This is a genomic window from Stenotrophomonas sp. CFBP8994 (assembly GCF_034044835.1).
In the GTDB taxonomy this organism is placed as follows: domain Bacteria; phylum Pseudomonadota; class Gammaproteobacteria; order Xanthomonadales; family Xanthomonadaceae; genus Stenotrophomonas; species Stenotrophomonas rhizophila_A.
Genome location: NZ_JAXCWT010000001.1, coordinates 334,396 through 348,790, shown reverse-complemented (window position 1 = coordinate 348,790; position 14,395 = coordinate 334,396). Strand labels below are relative to the sequence as shown.

Sequence of the window (14,395 nt, the reverse complement as noted above, 5' to 3'; positions counted from 1 at the left end):
TTGTTCTCGGTAGTTGTACTTAGGGCTGTTACGTAGAACGGCCGTGGCTGGAGGGTGGCCGGGTCTGTCAGTGTTGTCCGGGAACGGGATGAAGCGTCCGGGAGCACGATATGCGTGGATGGAAAGCAGGTTCGGTGGCCGCAGTGCTCCTTCATTGCGTGGTGGGTGCGCCCGCACTGGCGCAGCAGTCAGTGCCGCACACCACGGCGCCGGCCCCGGCCGTGCCCCGCCACGCCATGTTCAAGGACCCACAGGACGGCCATTTCGACATGTCGCGCTGGCTGCTCGACCGCAAGGGCTTCCTGCCAGTGCCGGTGATCATCAGCGACCCCGCCGTGGGCTACGGCGGCGGCGTGGCCCTGGCGTTCTTCCACCGGCCGGAGGGCGCAGCGCTGGAACGTACCGCTGCCGATGGGCGCAAGCAGATGATTCCGCCAAATATCTACGGCGTAGCCGGAATGAAGACCGAGAATGGCAGCACGGCCTACGGTGCCGGCGCCATGCTGCACTTCAAGGACGACCGCTGGCGCTACACCGGTGGCGTTGCCAAGTCTTCGTTCAACCTGGACTTCTACACGCCGGGCAACCTGCTGCCGGAAGTGGGCATCGGCTACAGTTCAGACGGCTACATGGCGTTCCAGAAGATTGCCCGGCGCCTGGGCGACCAGTCGCTGTTCCTGGGCCTGCAATGGGTCTACATGGACCTGGACATCGGCTTCGACGTCGATTCGGACCGGCAGTACTTCAAGCCGCACGAGCTGAACCGGAAAACCTCCGGCCTTGGGCTGTCGCTGCAGTACGACCAGCGCGACAATTCGTTCACCCCCAACAGCGGTTGGCTGGGCATGCTGGAGGGCAACTTCTACGACAACGCCATCGGCAGCGACAACGACTTCCAGAGCTACCGCGCGCATGCGTTCGGCTACCTTCCGCTGGCCGACAAGCGCCTGGTGCTGGGCGGGCGCGTGGACGTGCGCTGGGTGGGCGGCGACGTGCCGTTTTACCGGCTGCCGTACATCGACCTGCGCGGCATCGGCTCGGCCCGTTACCAGGACACGCGCGCTGCCACGGTGGAAACCGAACTGCGCTGGAACCTCACCCCGCGCTGGGCGGCCATTGGCTTCGTGGGGGCGGGGCGCACCTGGGGTGAGCACGGCAGCTTCTCCGGTGCCACCAGCCAGGTCGCCAAGGGCGTCGGCGGCCGCTACCTGATCGCGCGCCAACTAGGCCTCTACGTCGGCCTGGACTACGCCTTCGGCCCCGAGGACGACACTGTGTACGTACAGGTAGGCAGCGCGTGGCGTTGACGCCGTACGGACCAACGGTCCGTACCTACCGGCGGCGCCACGCCATGCATCCACGCCACGTACCAACCGTGGGCCGGCACACGGCCCCGGTAGGTACCGACCGTTGGTCGGCACAAGGCCCCGGTAGGTACCGACCGTTGGTCGGTACATGGCATCCGCAGCCGACAGACCGAAGGGACAGAATTACTTAGCCAACATAAGTAGAAACACGGTGGTCGCCCCCCAGCCCCGCAGGGATCATCCAAGGACCCGCCAAAGCGCTCCCGGAGAACCCGATGGCAACCGCCACCAAGAAGAAAAAGCCCAACATCCTGGTCATCTGGGGCGATGACATCGGCATCTCCAACCTGAGCTGCTACTCGCACGGGTTAATGGGCTACCAGACGCCAAACATCGACCGCATCGCCCGCGAAGGCATCATGTTCACCGACTCCTACGGTGAACAATCCTGCACGGCCGGCCGCTCCTCGTTCATCACCGGCCAGAGCGTGCTGCGCACCGGCCTGTCGAAGGTGGGCATTCCCGGCGCGCCGATCGGCATGAACGAGAAGATCGTCACCATCGCCGCGTTGCTGAAGAACGAGGGCTACACCACCGGCCAGTTCGGCAAGAACCACTTGGGCGACCTGAACCACATGCTGCCGACCAACCACGGCTTCGATGAGTTCTACGGCAACCTGTACCACCTCAACGCCGAAGAAGAGCCGGAGATGTACGACTACTTCCCGGAGGACGAGTTCGGTGACTTCATCGCCACGGTCAAGCCGCGCGGGGTGATCCACAGTTTTGCCACCGACAAGGACGACACTACCGAGCAGGCGCGCTGGGGCAAGGTGGGCAAGCAGAAGATCGAAGACACCGGCCCGCTCAACCGCGAACGCATGGTGACCTGCGACGACGACTTTGCCGAACGCGCAAAGGGCTTCATCAAGCAGGCCACCGACGACGACACACCGTTCTTCGCCTGGGTGAACTTCACCCACATGCACCTGATCACCCACACCAAGCCCGAAAGCCTGGGCCAGGCCGGTCGCTGGCAGTCGCCGTACCACGACACCATGATCGACCACGACAAGAACGTGGGTTCGCTTCTGGACTACCTGGACGAACTGGGCATCGCCGACGACACGCTGGTGGTGTACTCCACCGACAACGGCCCGCACCGCAATTCGTGGCCGGACGGCGGCATGACCCCGTTCCGCAGCGAGAAGGACACCAATTGGGAAGGCGCGTTCCGCATTCCACTGGTGGCGCGCTTCCCGGGGAAGATCAAGCCGGGCACCATTTCCACTGAAATCGTGCAGCACCACGACTGGCTGCCAACGTTCCTGGAAGTGGCGGGGAACAAGACCGTGGTGGACGACCTCAAGAAGGGCGTCAAGGCCATCGGGCGCACCTACAAGAACCACATCGACGGCGTGAGCCTGTGGCCCTACCTGACCGGCAAGGCCGACCATTCGCCACGCAAACTGTTCGTCTACATCTCAGACGACGGCGACACGCTGGGCATCCGCTACGACAACTGGAAGGTGACCTTCATCGAGCAGCGCTGCAAAGGGACCATGGCGGTCTGGGGCGAACCGTTCACCCCCATGCGCATCCCCAAGATCTACAACCTGCGCACCGATCCGTACGAGTTCGCCGATGTCACCTCGAACACCTACTGGGACTGGTACATCAACCACGTCTACATCGTATACGGCGCCATCGCGCTGCTGACCAAATTCAACGCGACCTTCGATGAGTTCCCCAAGATCCAGAAGCCCAACACCTTCACCGCCGACCAAGCGATCGAAAAGTTGAACGACGCCGTCGCAGGAAAGTAACCAGCCCGCGGTCGCAAGCCCTCCCGGTAGCGCCGACCGTTGGTCGGCCCCGACCATGTCACCCGGCGATGGACAACCCACCGCCGGCAATCCACGCCATCGCCACGATATTGACCACCACGGCCACCCAGAAGGTGGTCTGGAAAGAAGCCTTGCGGTTCTTGTGGCGCAGGACAGCCTGCGCCAGCAATGCTCCAGGCCACCCTCCGAGCAGTGCCATCGCCTGCAGTGTGCTCTCGGGCGTGCGCCGCCGATCATGCTGGGCGGCGCTCTTGTCATGCCAGTAAAACAGGAAGGTGAGGGCGCTCAGGCCCAGATACGCCACCACAATCCACGGTGGGCAGTAGCCCGCAAAGCTGGCAGCGGCCACGCCCGACAGGAACAGCAGTGCGATGGTGCGCCGGGGCAGCCTGTCGGGCCCGCCGTTGCCCTTGGTCGTGGTGCCGGCCCTGAGCCCATCACGCTGAAGCGCGAAACGTACATTGACCGCGTTGAGCCGGCCCTGCCCATCGCGCTGCACGTCGTAGGTGATCACATCATTCAGGGCAGGGCGCCGGTCGCGCGCGGCAAAGGCGCGGATATGCACGAAGCAGCGGTCGCCCCCACCATTGGGCTGCACGAAGCCGAAGCCGCGCGCGTCGTTCCATTCGCTGAGCCTGCCCTGTTGCCGCATGGCTCAAAGCGTATCCAAGAACGTACGCACCGCCGGCCCGAACCGCTCAAAATCCACCAAAAACGCATCATGCCCCTGCGGCGAGTCCAGTCCGATGAACTGCGCATCGGCACCGCCGGCGCGCAGGCCGTCGGCGATCTGCTGCTGTTGCTGCACCGGGAACAGGATGTCGGTGTTGGCGCCGATGGCCAAGGCCTTGTCCACTTTGATGCTGGCCAGGCCGGCCATGACATCGCCGTCGGCGTATTCGGCCAGGTCGAACCAGTCCATCGAACGGCTCAGGTAGAGATAGCAGTTCGGGTCGAAGAAGCGCACGAAGCGGCGCGCGTGGCCTTCGAGGTAGCTCTCCACCTGGAATTCCAGGCCAAACGGATCGTCATCGGCCTGGTCCGAGTCCAGCCGCACGCGGCCGAAGCGACCATCCCACTCGAGCGCGGAGCGGTAGGTGATCACCCCCAACTTGCGCGCCATGCGCATGCCCGATTCCGGGTAGTGCTGGTCGGTGTACTGGCCGCCGTTCCACTGCGGGTCGAGGCGGATCGCTTCACGCTGCAGCGAGCGGATGGCGATGGAGAACGGCAACGCCTGTGCGCTGCCGGAAATATTGATGTGGCTGCGCGCGATGCCCGGGTGCAGCAGCAGAACCGCAAGCGCGGTCATGCCGCCCATGGAATTGCCTACCACGCAGGCAAGCTGGGTGATGCCCAGCGCCTTCACCACGTCCACGGCGGCGCGCGCGCCATCTTCGATGGACAGCTCCGGGAAATTGAGCCGGTACAGTTCGCCGGTGGCGGGGTTGATGGTGGCCGGCCCCGTTGAGCCCTTGCAGCTGCCAAGCGAGTTCACGCACACCACGAACCAGCGGTCGGTATCGATCGCCTTGCCCGGGCCAAGCATGCCTTCCCACCAGCCGGCCGCAAGGTTGCCGTCGTTGGCGGCGGCATGCGCGTCGGGCGACAGGCCGGTGACGATCAGCACGGCATTGCTGGCATCGGCGTTGAGCGTGCCCCAGGTTTCATAGGCCACGTGCGCGCCGTGCAGCTGCCCCCCACGCTTGAACGCGAAGGGCGAGGGCAGGGCGTGGTAGCGGGTGCCGGGCGGGATGAATTCAGTCATGGGGCCATTCTAACCGGGCAGGTCAACGGCGCCGTGTCACGGCTGGGACGCTTCGTACCGGCGCAGAGCCACGCCCTGCGTGGCTTCCCGGCCCCCGACGAAGAGCATCCACGCAGGGCGTGGATCTACAGGACCAATCGGATCGTGCCCTTGTGCGGCAACGTCACCCGCACTGCCTCCGAATCCACATCGCCTTCCTGCCGGCTGGCGGTGCCTGAGGCCGAAAGGCGCGCGAACACCTCCACGTCCTTCAGCGAGGACAGCTTCGCCGTCGGCATCGGGCTGTCGGCGTCGTCCAGGCGGATCTTCAATGGCAGGGCCGTCGCCGGATGCTTCTCCACCGCCACCGGCATCGGCGGCCCACCGGGTACTCGCGCGATCACGAATACCTGCGTGCCGGCGGGCAAGGCCTTGCCCGCAGAAGCCGGACCCAGCGTCACCTCGATATCCAGCCCCACCGATGGCGCATCGGCACCCGCCGGCGCCGGCATGCCCGCCTTCTCCCGCGCAATCGCGATCTGCTCGCGCAGCGCTGCGGCCGCAGCCGGTTCCAGGCGGGGCAGCAGTGCTTCCCACGTAGCGGCCGCTTCCGCATCCTGCCCACGCTGGCGCTGCGCAATGCCGATCAGCCACCCGGCACGCTCGCTGGCCGGGTCCAGTTGTTGTGCATGCTTCAGCCACTGCAGCGCGGTGTCATCGAACTGCTTGCCCGCATCGCCCTGCGCACGCGCCTGCGCCGCTTCCACCAGCAGTGGCGTTTCATCGGGGGCGAGCGCAACAGCGCGGGCAAACGCCTGGTTCGCTTTTTCGGTATTGCCCAGCGCCAACTCGGAACGGCCCAGCAACGCCCAGCCATCCGCGCGCTGCGGTTCGCGTTCCAGCGCCTGCTCCAGCTCGCGCACGCCCTGCTGCAGCGTGGCCGGGCCTTCGTCGGCGACGACATCCACGGCCTTCGGCGTGCCCACCAGCAGGTACAGCGCCACGCCGGCCACGCCGATGGCGATCACCGCCGCCACGAACGGTGCGCGCTTCCCGCTGCTGCGCAGCGGCCACAGCACCACCATCGCCACCACGGCGGCACACAGCCCGGCAATTGCCTGCATCCATTCGCTCACCAGCGTTCCTCGCTGTCGCCCATGGGCTGCACTTGGCGGCTGCGCCGGCGTACCACCCACACCAGCACCCCGGCACCGCCGAGGACCAGCACCAGCGGGCCGAACCAGAGCAGGCTGTTGCGCGTGTCCATGGCCGGCCGGTACAGCACGAATTCGCCGTAGCGCTCCACCAGGAACTGCTTGATCTGCGCATCGCTGTTGCCCTGTTGCATCAGCGTGAGCACTTCGCGGCGCAGGTCATGGGCGATCTGTGCGTTGGAATCGGCCAGCGACTGGTTCTGGCACTGCACGCAGCGCAGTTCGGCGGCCAGCGCATGGAAACGGGCCTCTTCTTCCGCGCTGCGGTACTGCAGCGGGGTCGGGTCGGATACGGCCTGTGCCGGCGCGAGTGTCGGCACCAGCATCAGCGCTAACACCAGAGCAACCCACAGGCTGAAGAGCGCGGGCACGGCGCGCCCGCCCCGTGCCGGCGTTGCCGGGCGCACGACCAACGGTCGTGCGCTACCGGTCGGTAGCCATTGCCCACCGTCGGTCGGTAGCCATTGCCCACCGTCGGTAGGTAGCCATTGCCCACCGTCGGTAGGTAGCCATTGCCCACCGTCGGTCGGTAGCCATTGCCCACCGTCGGTAGGTAGCCATTGCCCACCGTCGGTAGGCAGCCATTGCCCACCGTCGGTAGGCAGCCATTGCCCGCCGTCGGTAGGCCGCCATTGCCCGCCGTCGGTAGGCCGCCATTGCCCGCCGTCGGCCGGTAGCGCACGACCGTTGGTCGTGCGGCCCTCAGCGCCCGAATCACTCCGCAGGCGGCAACGCATTACGCGGCTGGGCATTCGCACCTTCCAGTTTCTCCAGTTCCGGCAACAACTTCGTATCGATCACGCGCTGGGTGAGCGCGCCGCTGTACTTCCAGCGCACCACGCCGCTGGCGTCGACCAGGAAGGTTTCCGGCGCGGCGGTCACGCCCCAGTCGATGGCGGTGCGGCCTTCGATGTCGCTCAGTACCAGCACGAATGGGTTGCCCAGCTGTTCCAGCCAGCGCAGCGCATCGGCCGGCTCGTCCTTCCAGTTGTAGCCGATCACGCGCACGCGCTTGGTTTCGGCAAACCGGGTCAGGATGGGGTGTTCCTCGCGGCAGGCCGCGCACCAGCTGCCCCACACGTTCAGCACATACGGCGCGCCGCGCAGTTCGCTGCTGTGCACGGTGATGGACGGGTCGTGCAGGACCGGCAGCGCGAACGCAGGCGCGGGCTTGCCGATCAGCGCCGAGGGCAGGATGTCGCGGTCGGGCGCGCCGGACTTCATCACCCCGTACACCATCAACCCGAGCAGCCCGAAGAAGAACAGCACCCCGATGACGATGGCGACCGGAGGCAGCGGGCGGGAGGCGGGGCGGGGATCGGACACGGTACTACTCCTGGAAACGACGGAAGCGGCGGTCGGCGGCGGTGACGAAGCCGCCCAGCGCCATCAGCAATGCGCCCAGCCAGACCCAGCGCACGAAGGGTTTGATATGCACGCGCACGGCCCATGCATTGTTGCCCAGCGGCTCGCCCAGTGCCACGTACACATCGCCGCGCACGCGCGCATGGATGCCGGCTTCGGTCATCATCTGCCCGCCGCTGGCGTAGGCGCGTTTTTCCGGGTGCAGCAGGGCCAGTTCACGCCCGCCCTGCAGCACGCGCACATGGCCGCGGTCGGATACGTAGTTGGGGCCCTGCTGGTGGTCCACGCCTTCAAAGCGCAGGGTGTAGCCGCTCACCTCCAGGTCGTGCCCGGGGCTGAGCGCCACTTCGCGCTGCACGTTCAGCGCTTCCACCAGCAACGCGCCAACCAGGAACACCGCCACGCCGGTATGGGCCAGCAGCATGCCGACCATTTCGGCGTTGAAGCGGCCGTTGCCACGCAGGCGGGTCCAGATGAAACGCGCGGTGCCCAGCGCAACCCACGCCGCTGCGGCCACACCGGCGGCGGCCTTGAGCTTGCCCTGCGGGGCCATGAACCAGGCGAGCACGCCCAGCAGCAGGGCCAACCCTGCCCACGGTGCCAGCAGCGCCAGTCGCCTCGAGGCCTGGTCGCGCTGCCAGTTCACCAGCGGCCCGAACGGCAGCAGCGCCACCAGCGGCGCCATCAGCACGATGAACAGGGTGCCGAAGTAGGGCGGCCCCACCGAGACCTTGCCCAGTCCCAGCGCATCGGCCAGCAACGGATACAGGGTGCCCAGCAGCACCATGGCGCAGGCGCCGGCCAGCAGCAGGTTGTTGGCCAGCAGCAGGGTTTCGCGCGAGGTGGGCATGAAGCCACGGCGTGGATCATCGCTGCCCAGTGCGCCGGCGCGCAGCGCATACAGCAGCAGCGCCGCACCGATCACCAAGGCCAGGAAGACCAGGATGAAGGCGCCGCGCGAGGGATCGGCGGCGAAGGAATGCACGCTGGTGAGCACGCCCGAGCGCACCAGGAATGCGCCCAGCAGCGACAGCGCGAAGGCGGCGATGGCCAGCAGCAGTGTCCAGCTGGCGAAGCTGCCGCGTTTTTCAGTCACGGCCTGCGAATGGATCAGCGCGGCGCCGGCCAGCCACGGCATGAAGCTGGCATTTTCCACCGGGTCCCAGAACCACCAGCCACCCCAGCCCAGTTCGTAGTACGCCCACCAGCTGCCGAGCGCGATGCCCAGGGTAAGAAAGCCCCAGGCAACATTGGTCCACGGCCGGGTCCAGCGCAGCCAGCGCGCATCCACGTGGCCGTCCAGCAGCGCGGCAATGGCAAACGCAAACGGCACCGCGAAGCCCACGTAGCCGATGTACAGCATCGGCGGGTGGATGATCAGCCCCGGGTCCTGCAGCAGCGGGTTGAGGTCGCGGCCTTCCAGCGGTGCCGGGAGCAGCCGCGCGAACGGATTGGAGGTGAAGAACAGGAAGGCGATGAAGCCCAGGCTGATGATGCCCATCACCCCCAGCACGCGCGCGCGCACGGTGTCTGGCAGGCGCTTGGACCACAGCGCTACCGCGCCGCCCCACAGCGCCAGTACCAGCACCCACATCAACAGTGAGCCTTCGTGCGCGCCCCAGACGGCCGAATAGCGATACGCCAGCGGCAGCAGGGTATTGGAGTTTTCGGCCACGTAGCGCACCGAGAAATCCTGCTGCACGAAGGCGACGGTCAGCAGCGCGAATGCGCCGGCCACCAGCACCAGCTGCGCGAAGGCGGCCGGCACGGCCACGGCCATCCACGCACCGCGCCCGCGCTGCGCGCCCCACAGCGGCAGCACCGCCTGCAGCAGGGCGGCCAGCAGCGCACAGACCAGCAGTACCTGCCCCAGCTCAGGCAGCACTCAGCGTGTCTCCACGGCCGGCACCGGCACGTCGTGCTTGGTGTGGGCCGCGCCCATCTTGTCGGCCACTTCCTTGGGAATGTAGTTCTCGTCGTGCTTGGCCAGCACTTCATCGGCCAAGAACACGCCGTTTTTCAGAGTGCCCAGCGCTACCACGGCCGAATCTTCGCGGAACATGTCCGGCAGGATCCGCGAGGTGGTCACCGGCAGCGTGGCATCGCCATCGGTCACCACGAAGTGGGCCTCCAGCGAGCCCTCGGCGCGCTGGAACGAGCCTTTGACCACCATGCCGCCGAGGCGGAAATTGGATTGGGTGCCTTGTTCGCCGCGCAGCACTTCCGAAGGCGTGTACAGGTAGGCGATGTTGCGCTGGAGCGCGAACGCCACCAGCGTGGTGGCAAGACCGGATGCAAGCAGGAGCAGCAGCACCCAGACCAGGCGGCGGCGCTGTACCGGCGTCATCGGCTCAGCTCCGTGGCCAGCGGCGTGCCCGGCGTGCGCTGGTCGCGCGCGGCCTGGCGCTGCTGGCGCTGAAGGGCTTGGCGACGCGCGCTGCGCAGCCGCAGCCAGGAACCCAGCGCGTCGGCCGCCAGCACCAGCACGAACACCGCGTACGCGGCGGCAATGAACCCGACATGCGTCATCGTTGCAGCTCCCCGGCAGGCTCGGTGCCCAGGCGTTGCGCCACCCAGGCCTTGCCGGCTTCGCGGCTGAGGTTGTCGGCACGCGCCTTGGCCAGCAGCGAGCCGACGAACCACAGCTTGGTGGCGACCACCATCCACCACAGCGGCGCGATCAGCTCCGGGCGCACGGCGTTGTCGCCAAACACGTTCACCGACTGGCGCTGGTGCAGGCCACCCCACCAGTCGACCGAGTAACGGATGATCGGCAGCAGGCCCACGCCGACGATAGCCAGCAGGCCAGCCGCGCGCGCGGCGCTGCGGCGGTCCTCAATGGCGTGGTACAGGCCGATCACGCCCAGGTACAGGAACAGCAGGATCAGTTCGCTGGTCATGCGCGGGTCCCAATCCCACCACGTGCCCCAGGTGCCTTTGCCCCAGATGCTGCCGGTGAGCAGGGTGATGAGGGTGAAGCCGGCGCCCATCGGCGCGCAGGCCATCGCCAGGATCTCGCAGATCTTGATCCGCCAGACCAGCGCGATGGCCGAATACAGCGCCATCAACGCGAACACGAACAGGCTCATCCACGCGCTGGGCACGTGGATGTAGATGATGCGGAAGGCGTCGCCCTGGGTCTGCTCGGCCGGCACCACGAAGATGCCCTGCCAGATGCCGATCAGCAGCACCGGCAGCGCGGCGATGGTGAACACACGCGACCAGCGCGACGCGAAGCGGTCGAAGGTGGGGGGCGAACCGAGTTGGTGGAACCAGCGGACAAGGCTATTCATGCAGCGATGGCTATCCAGCTAGAAAGCAACAAACACGTAGTGACACGCCATGCGTGTCATGACGAACGAAGCAGCGCAATCCACTTGCACATCAACTCAATGAAATCCTGATGGCCGCAGCAGTCGCCAACGGCGCCAACACCAGCGCCACCACCAACCCGGCACCCAGCAGCAGCAACGCCCCCACCGGATCCTGCCCGCGCGCGGCGGCCGCCACACTGCCTGCACCAAACACCAGCACCGGCACGAACAGCGGCAACGCCAGCAACGCCACGAGAATACCAGAGCGACGGATGCTCACTGTCAGCGCTGCCACCACCCCGCCGATCAGGCTGAGCAGCGGCGTGCCGAGCAGCAACGATGCCAGCAATATCGGCAGTTGGTCATGTGGCAGATGCAGCATTTCGGCCAGCAGCGGTGCCACCACGATCATCGGCAGGGCGGTGGTGGCCCAGTGCACCAGCACCCGCACCAGCACCAGCCAGGCCAGCGGCACCGGCGCCAGCAGCCACTGTTCCAGCGAGCCATCCTCGGCGTCGCTGCGGAACAGGCTGTCCAGCGAAAGCTGCCCGGCCAGCAGCACCGCCAGCCACAGCACCGCAGCGGCCACCTGCGCCATCAGCGGCGGATCGCGGCCCAGCGCCAGCGCAAACAGCACCACCACCAGCAGCGCGAACAGCAGCGGCTGCAGCGCATCGCCGCGGCGGCGCCACAGCAGGCGCAGGTCGCGCCCGGCCAGGGCGCGTGCGGTCTGCCACAGGCCGGGTTCGGTGCCAGGTGCGATCATGCGCGCACCTCCGGCAGTGCCGGGCTCTGCCCGGCCACGGGCTGCCCGGCACTCCCCAGATGCACCAGCCGGGTCCGCACCGGCGGCGCGGCATACGCACCGTGCGTGGTGACCAGGGCCGCCCCGCCGCTGCGCAGGTGCGCAGAAATCATCCGGTTCACCAGGTTGATGCCGTCCAGGTCCAGGTTCGCGTACGGCTCGTCCAGCAGCCACAGCGGCGCCGGCGACAGCCAGATGCGGGCCAGCGCCAGCCGCCGCTTCTGCCCGGCCGACAGTTGCCGCACCAAGGTGTTCTCAAAGCCAGCCAGGCCCACGATGGCCAGCGCGTTGCCTGGCATCTGCCGCGCGCGCCGGCCATGCAGGCCGCACAGGAAATTCAGGTTCTCCAGCGTGTCCAGGTCCGGCTTGAGGCCGGGCAGGTGGCTCAGGTACGCCACGAACTGGGCGCGCTCGCGGTGCCCGGCCGGGCGCCCATCGATCTGGATCGTCCCGCTGCCCGGGCGCAGCAGCCCGGCCAGCACCCGCAGCAGGGTGGTCTTGCCGGCGCCGTTGTCGCCCTGCACCAGCAGCGCCTCACCCGCATCGACCTGGAGGTCGAGCGGCCCGAACACCGGTTCATCGTTGCGACTGAAGGCCAGGCCATGCGCGGCCAGCAACGGAGGGGTATTCGAAGAATTCAGCATCGGCGCAGTGTACCGGCGGATCCATCCCGAACCCAATGGCCGAGGCCTCGGCCTCCAGATTTCGTACACTTCGGGGTCTCCGCCTTTGATCCCCCGGTTGCCGATGAACCCCCAGACCAAGCTGCCCAAGGTGGGCACCACCATTTTCACCGTGATGTCCCAGCTGGCGGCCGAACACGGCGCCGTGAACCTGGGTCAGGGGTTCCCGGATTTTTCAGCCCCGCAGCGCCTGATCGATGAAACCGTCAAGGCCATGCACGGCGGGCTGAACCAGTACCCGCCGATGACCGGCGTGGCCCCGCTGCGCCAGGCGATCGCCCAGAAGTCGCTGGACCTGTATGGCGCCCAGATCGACCCCGACACCGAAATCACCGTCACCAGCGGCGCCACCGAGGCGATCTTCAACGCCATCCACGCCGTGGTCCGCCCCGGCGAGGAAGTGATCGTGCTGGACCCGGCGTACGACTGCTACGAACCGGCCATCGACCTGGCCGGCGCCCGCGCCGTGCACGTGCCGCTGGACCCGCAGACCTTCGCGGTCGACTGGGACCGTGTGCGCGCCGCCATCACCCCGCGCACCCGCCTGCTGATGGTCAACACCCCGCACAATCCGTCCGGCGCGATGCTCACCGCCGATGACATGCAGGCCCTGGCCGACGTGCTGCGCGGCACCGGTATCTATCTGATTTCCGACGAAGTCTACGAACACATCATCTACGACGGCCGCCGCCACGAATCGGCGCTGCGCTACCCGGAACTGCGCGAGCGCGCCTTCGTCATTTCCAGCTTTGGCAAGACCTACCACTGCACCGGCTGGAAGATCGGCTATGCGGTGGCACCGCCGGCGATGAGCGCCGAATTCCGCAAGGTGCACCAGTACAACACCTTCACCAGCTTCGGCCCGGCCCAGTACGGTTTCGCCGCGATGATCCGCGATGAGCCGGAACACCACCTGGAACTGGGCGCGTTCTACCAGGCCAAGCGCGATGCGTTCCGCGAGCAGCTGCTCACCACGCGCCTGAAGCCGCTGCCGGTGCCGGGCGGGTACTTCCAGCTGGTGGACTATTCGGCCATCAGCGACCTGCCGGACCATGAGTTCGTGAAGTGGCTGACCATCGAAAAGGGCGTGGCCGCCATTCCGCTGTCGCCGTTCTACGAAACGGCGCCGGAAGGCCAGCGCCTGGTGCGCCTGTGCTTTGCCAAGAACGACGCCACGCTCAGCGCGGCGATCGAACGCCTGCAGGTGCTGTGATGGGCGCCGCCAACCGTCCCGATCTGCGCATCAGTCTGATCCAGGGCGACACGCGCTGGCATGACCCCGAGGGCAACCGCGAATACTACGGCGCGCTGTTGGCGCCACTGGCCGGGCAGACCGATCTGGTGATCCTGCCGGAAACGTTCACCAGCGGTTTTTCCAATGACGCGATCTTCCGTGCCGAAGGCATGGACGGTGCCACCGTGGCCTGGATCCGCGAGCAGGCGGTGCGGTTGGGTGCTGCGGTGACCGGCAGCGTGCAGCTGCGGGTGGGCGAGGGCGTGTACAACCGGCTGCTGTGGGCCACCCCGGACGGTGGCCTGGAGTATTACGACAAGCGCCACCTGTTCCGCTACGGCAACGAGCACCTGCGCTATGCCGCCGGTAATGAACGGCTGAGCGTGGAATGGAAAGGCTGGCGGATCAATCCGCAGGTCTGCTACGACCTGCGCTTCCCGGTGTTCTGCCGCAACCGCTACAACGTGGAGCGTGCCGACGACCTGGACTTCGACCTGCAGATCTTCGTGGCCAACTGGCCCTCGGCGCGTGCGTATCCCTGGCGCACCCTGCTGCGCGCGCGAGCGATTGAAAACCTGTGCTACGTCGCGGCGGTCAACCGCGTGGGCGTGGACGGCAACGACCTGCATTACGCCGGCGACAGCGCGGTGATCGATTTCCTCGGGCAGCCGCAGGTGGAGATCCGCGAGCGCGAGCAGGTGGTCACCACCACGATTTCCGCGGCAGCGCTCGCCGCGCACCGCGCCCGCTTCCCGGCGATGCTGGACGCAGACACCTTTACCCTGGGCTGACCCGCACATCGATCGACATTGCGGCGGCCGTTGGCGGGCGGTAGGTGAATGGCGATTGCATGCCGTGGAAGTGCCTCATGCCGGCGCG

General features: G+C 67.0%; 15 protein-coding genes. 4 read left to right on the top strand and 11 right to left on the bottom strand.

What is annotated here, in order from left to right:
- The first annotated feature begins 134 nt into the window (after positions 1–134).
- Positions 135–1,307, top strand: coding sequence for an outer membrane protein assembly factor (locus tag SOM39_RS01680; RefSeq protein WP_256947639.1), 1,173 nt, complete (start codon positions 135–137; stop codon positions 1,305–1,307).
- 275 nt (positions 1,308–1,582) lie between these two features.
- Positions 1,583–3,133 carry an arylsulfatase gene (locus SOM39_RS01675; RefSeq protein WP_320457284.1) on the top strand — a complete coding sequence of 517 codons (1,551 nt, stop codon included), beginning with the start codon at positions 1,583–1,585 and terminating at the stop codon, positions 3,131–3,133.
- Between the two features lie 58 nt (positions 3,134–3,191).
- On the opposite strand, the gene SOM39_RS01670 is transcribed toward SOM39_RS01675, so the two are convergent.
- From SOM39_RS01670 to ccmA, 11 genes are all read right to left on the bottom strand, one after another.
- On the bottom strand, positions 3,192–3,806 hold the full coding sequence (locus tag SOM39_RS01670; protein WP_320457283.1) for a DUF1294 domain-containing protein: 615 nt from the start codon (positions 3,804–3,806) through the stop codon (positions 3,192–3,194).
- A 3-nt stretch (positions 3,807–3,809) separates the two neighbouring features.
- Positions 3,810–4,922 carry a homoserine O-acetyltransferase MetX gene (gene metX / locus SOM39_RS01665; RefSeq protein ID WP_320457282.1) on the bottom strand — a complete coding sequence of 371 codons (1,113 nt, stop codon included), beginning with the start codon at positions 4,920–4,922 and terminating at the stop codon, positions 3,810–3,812.
- Positions 4,923–5,047: 125 nt separating this feature from the next.
- Positions 5,048–6,040, bottom strand: coding sequence for a c-type cytochrome biogenesis protein CcmI/CycH (locus tag SOM39_RS01660; RefSeq protein WP_320457651.1), 993 nt, complete (start codon positions 6,038–6,040; stop codon positions 5,048–5,050).
- On the bottom strand, positions 6,034–6,441 hold the full coding sequence (locus SOM39_RS01655) for a cytochrome c-type biogenesis protein (RefSeq protein WP_414715834.1): 408 nt from the start codon (positions 6,439–6,441) through the stop codon (positions 6,034–6,036). The genes SOM39_RS01660 and SOM39_RS01655 overlap by 7 nt, the downstream gene beginning before the upstream one ends.
- A gap of 388 nt (positions 6,442–6,829) precedes the next feature.
- Entirely contained in the window at positions 6,830–7,411 is a 582-nt protein-coding gene (locus SOM39_RS01650; RefSeq protein ID WP_281066577.1) for a DsbE family thiol:disulfide interchange protein, read from the bottom strand.
- A gap of 34 nt (positions 7,412–7,445) precedes the next feature.
- Entirely contained in the window at positions 7,446–9,365 is a 1,920-nt protein-coding gene (locus SOM39_RS01645) for a heme lyase CcmF/NrfE family subunit (RefSeq protein ID WP_320457281.1), read from the bottom strand.
- Positions 9,366–9,827, bottom strand: coding sequence for a cytochrome c maturation protein CcmE (gene ccmE, locus SOM39_RS01640; RefSeq protein WP_320457280.1), 462 nt, complete (start codon positions 9,825–9,827; stop codon positions 9,366–9,368).
- Positions 9,824–10,009 (bottom strand): heme exporter protein CcmD, encoded by a 186-nt coding sequence (gene ccmD / locus SOM39_RS01635; protein ID WP_093532489.1) that lies wholly within the window; start codon positions 10,007–10,009, stop codon positions 9,824–9,826. The genes ccmE and ccmD overlap by 4 nt, the downstream gene beginning before the upstream one ends.
- Entirely contained in the window at positions 10,006–10,773 is a 768-nt protein-coding gene (ccmC, locus tag SOM39_RS01630; protein ID WP_184126619.1) for a heme ABC transporter permease CcmC, read from the bottom strand. The genes ccmD and ccmC overlap by 4 nt, the downstream gene beginning before the upstream one ends.
- Before the next feature lie 91 nt (positions 10,774–10,864).
- Positions 10,865–11,560, bottom strand: coding sequence for a heme exporter protein CcmB (gene ccmB / locus SOM39_RS01625; protein ID WP_217536241.1), 696 nt, complete (start codon positions 11,558–11,560; stop codon positions 10,865–10,867).
- Complete coding sequence (gene ccmA / locus SOM39_RS01620; RefSeq protein WP_217536237.1) at positions 11,557–12,243, bottom strand: heme ABC exporter ATP-binding protein CcmA; 687 nt, start codon at positions 12,241–12,243, stop codon at positions 11,557–11,559. The genes ccmB and ccmA overlap by 4 nt, the downstream gene beginning before the upstream one ends.
- 103 nt (positions 12,244–12,346) lie before the next feature.
- On the opposite strand from ccmA, the gene SOM39_RS01615 reads away from it, so the two are divergent.
- Complete coding sequence (locus tag SOM39_RS01615) at positions 12,347–13,495, top strand: methionine aminotransferase (protein ID WP_184126622.1); 1,149 nt, start codon at positions 12,347–12,349, stop codon at positions 13,493–13,495.
- The gene (locus tag SOM39_RS01610) at positions 13,495–14,307 is read left to right on the top strand and encodes an amidohydrolase (RefSeq protein ID WP_320457279.1); all 813 of its coding nucleotides are present in this window, start codon (positions 13,495–13,497) and stop codon (positions 14,305–14,307) included. Before SOM39_RS01615 ends, SOM39_RS01610 begins: the two co-directional genes overlap by 1 nt.
- Positions 14,308–14,395 lie beyond the last annotated feature (88 nt).

Coding starts and splice junctions, on each gene's coding strand:
- ccmD (WP_093532489.1), bottom strand. CDS start 10,009: ATGACGCATGTCGGGTTCATTGCCGCCGCGTACGCGGTGTTCGTGCTG.
- ccmA (WP_217536237.1), bottom strand. CDS start 12,243: ATGCTGAATTCTTCGAATACCCCTCCGTTGCTGGCCGCGCATGGCCTG.
- SOM39_RS01670 (WP_320457283.1), bottom strand. CDS start 3,806: ATGCGGCAACAGGGCAGGCTCAGCGAATGGAACGACGCGCGCGGCTTC.
- ccmB (WP_217536241.1), bottom strand. CDS start 11,560: ATGATCGCACCTGGCACCGAACCCGGCCTGTGGCAGACCGCACGCGCC.
- SOM39_RS01675 (WP_320457284.1), top strand. CDS start 1,583: ATGGCAACCGCCACCAAGAAGAAAAAGCCCAACATCCTGGTCATCTGG.
- SOM39_RS01610 (WP_320457279.1), top strand. CDS start 13,495: ATGGGCGCCGCCAACCGTCCCGATCTGCGCATCAGTCTGATCCAGGGC.
- SOM39_RS01615 (WP_184126622.1), top strand. CDS start 12,347: ATGAACCCCCAGACCAAGCTGCCCAAGGTGGGCACCACCATTTTCACC.
- metX (WP_320457282.1), bottom strand. CDS start 4,922: ATGACTGAATTCATCCCGCCCGGCACCCGCTACCACGCCCTGCCCTCG.
- SOM39_RS01655 (WP_414715834.1), bottom strand. CDS start 6,441: ATGCTGGTGCCGACACTCGCGCCGGCACAGGCCGTATCCGACCCGACC.
- ccmE (WP_320457280.1), bottom strand. CDS start 9,827: ATGACGCCGGTACAGCGCCGCCGCCTGGTCTGGGTGCTGCTGCTCCTG.
- ccmC (WP_184126619.1), bottom strand. CDS start 10,773: ATGAATAGCCTTGTCCGCTGGTTCCACCAACTCGGTTCGCCCCCCACC.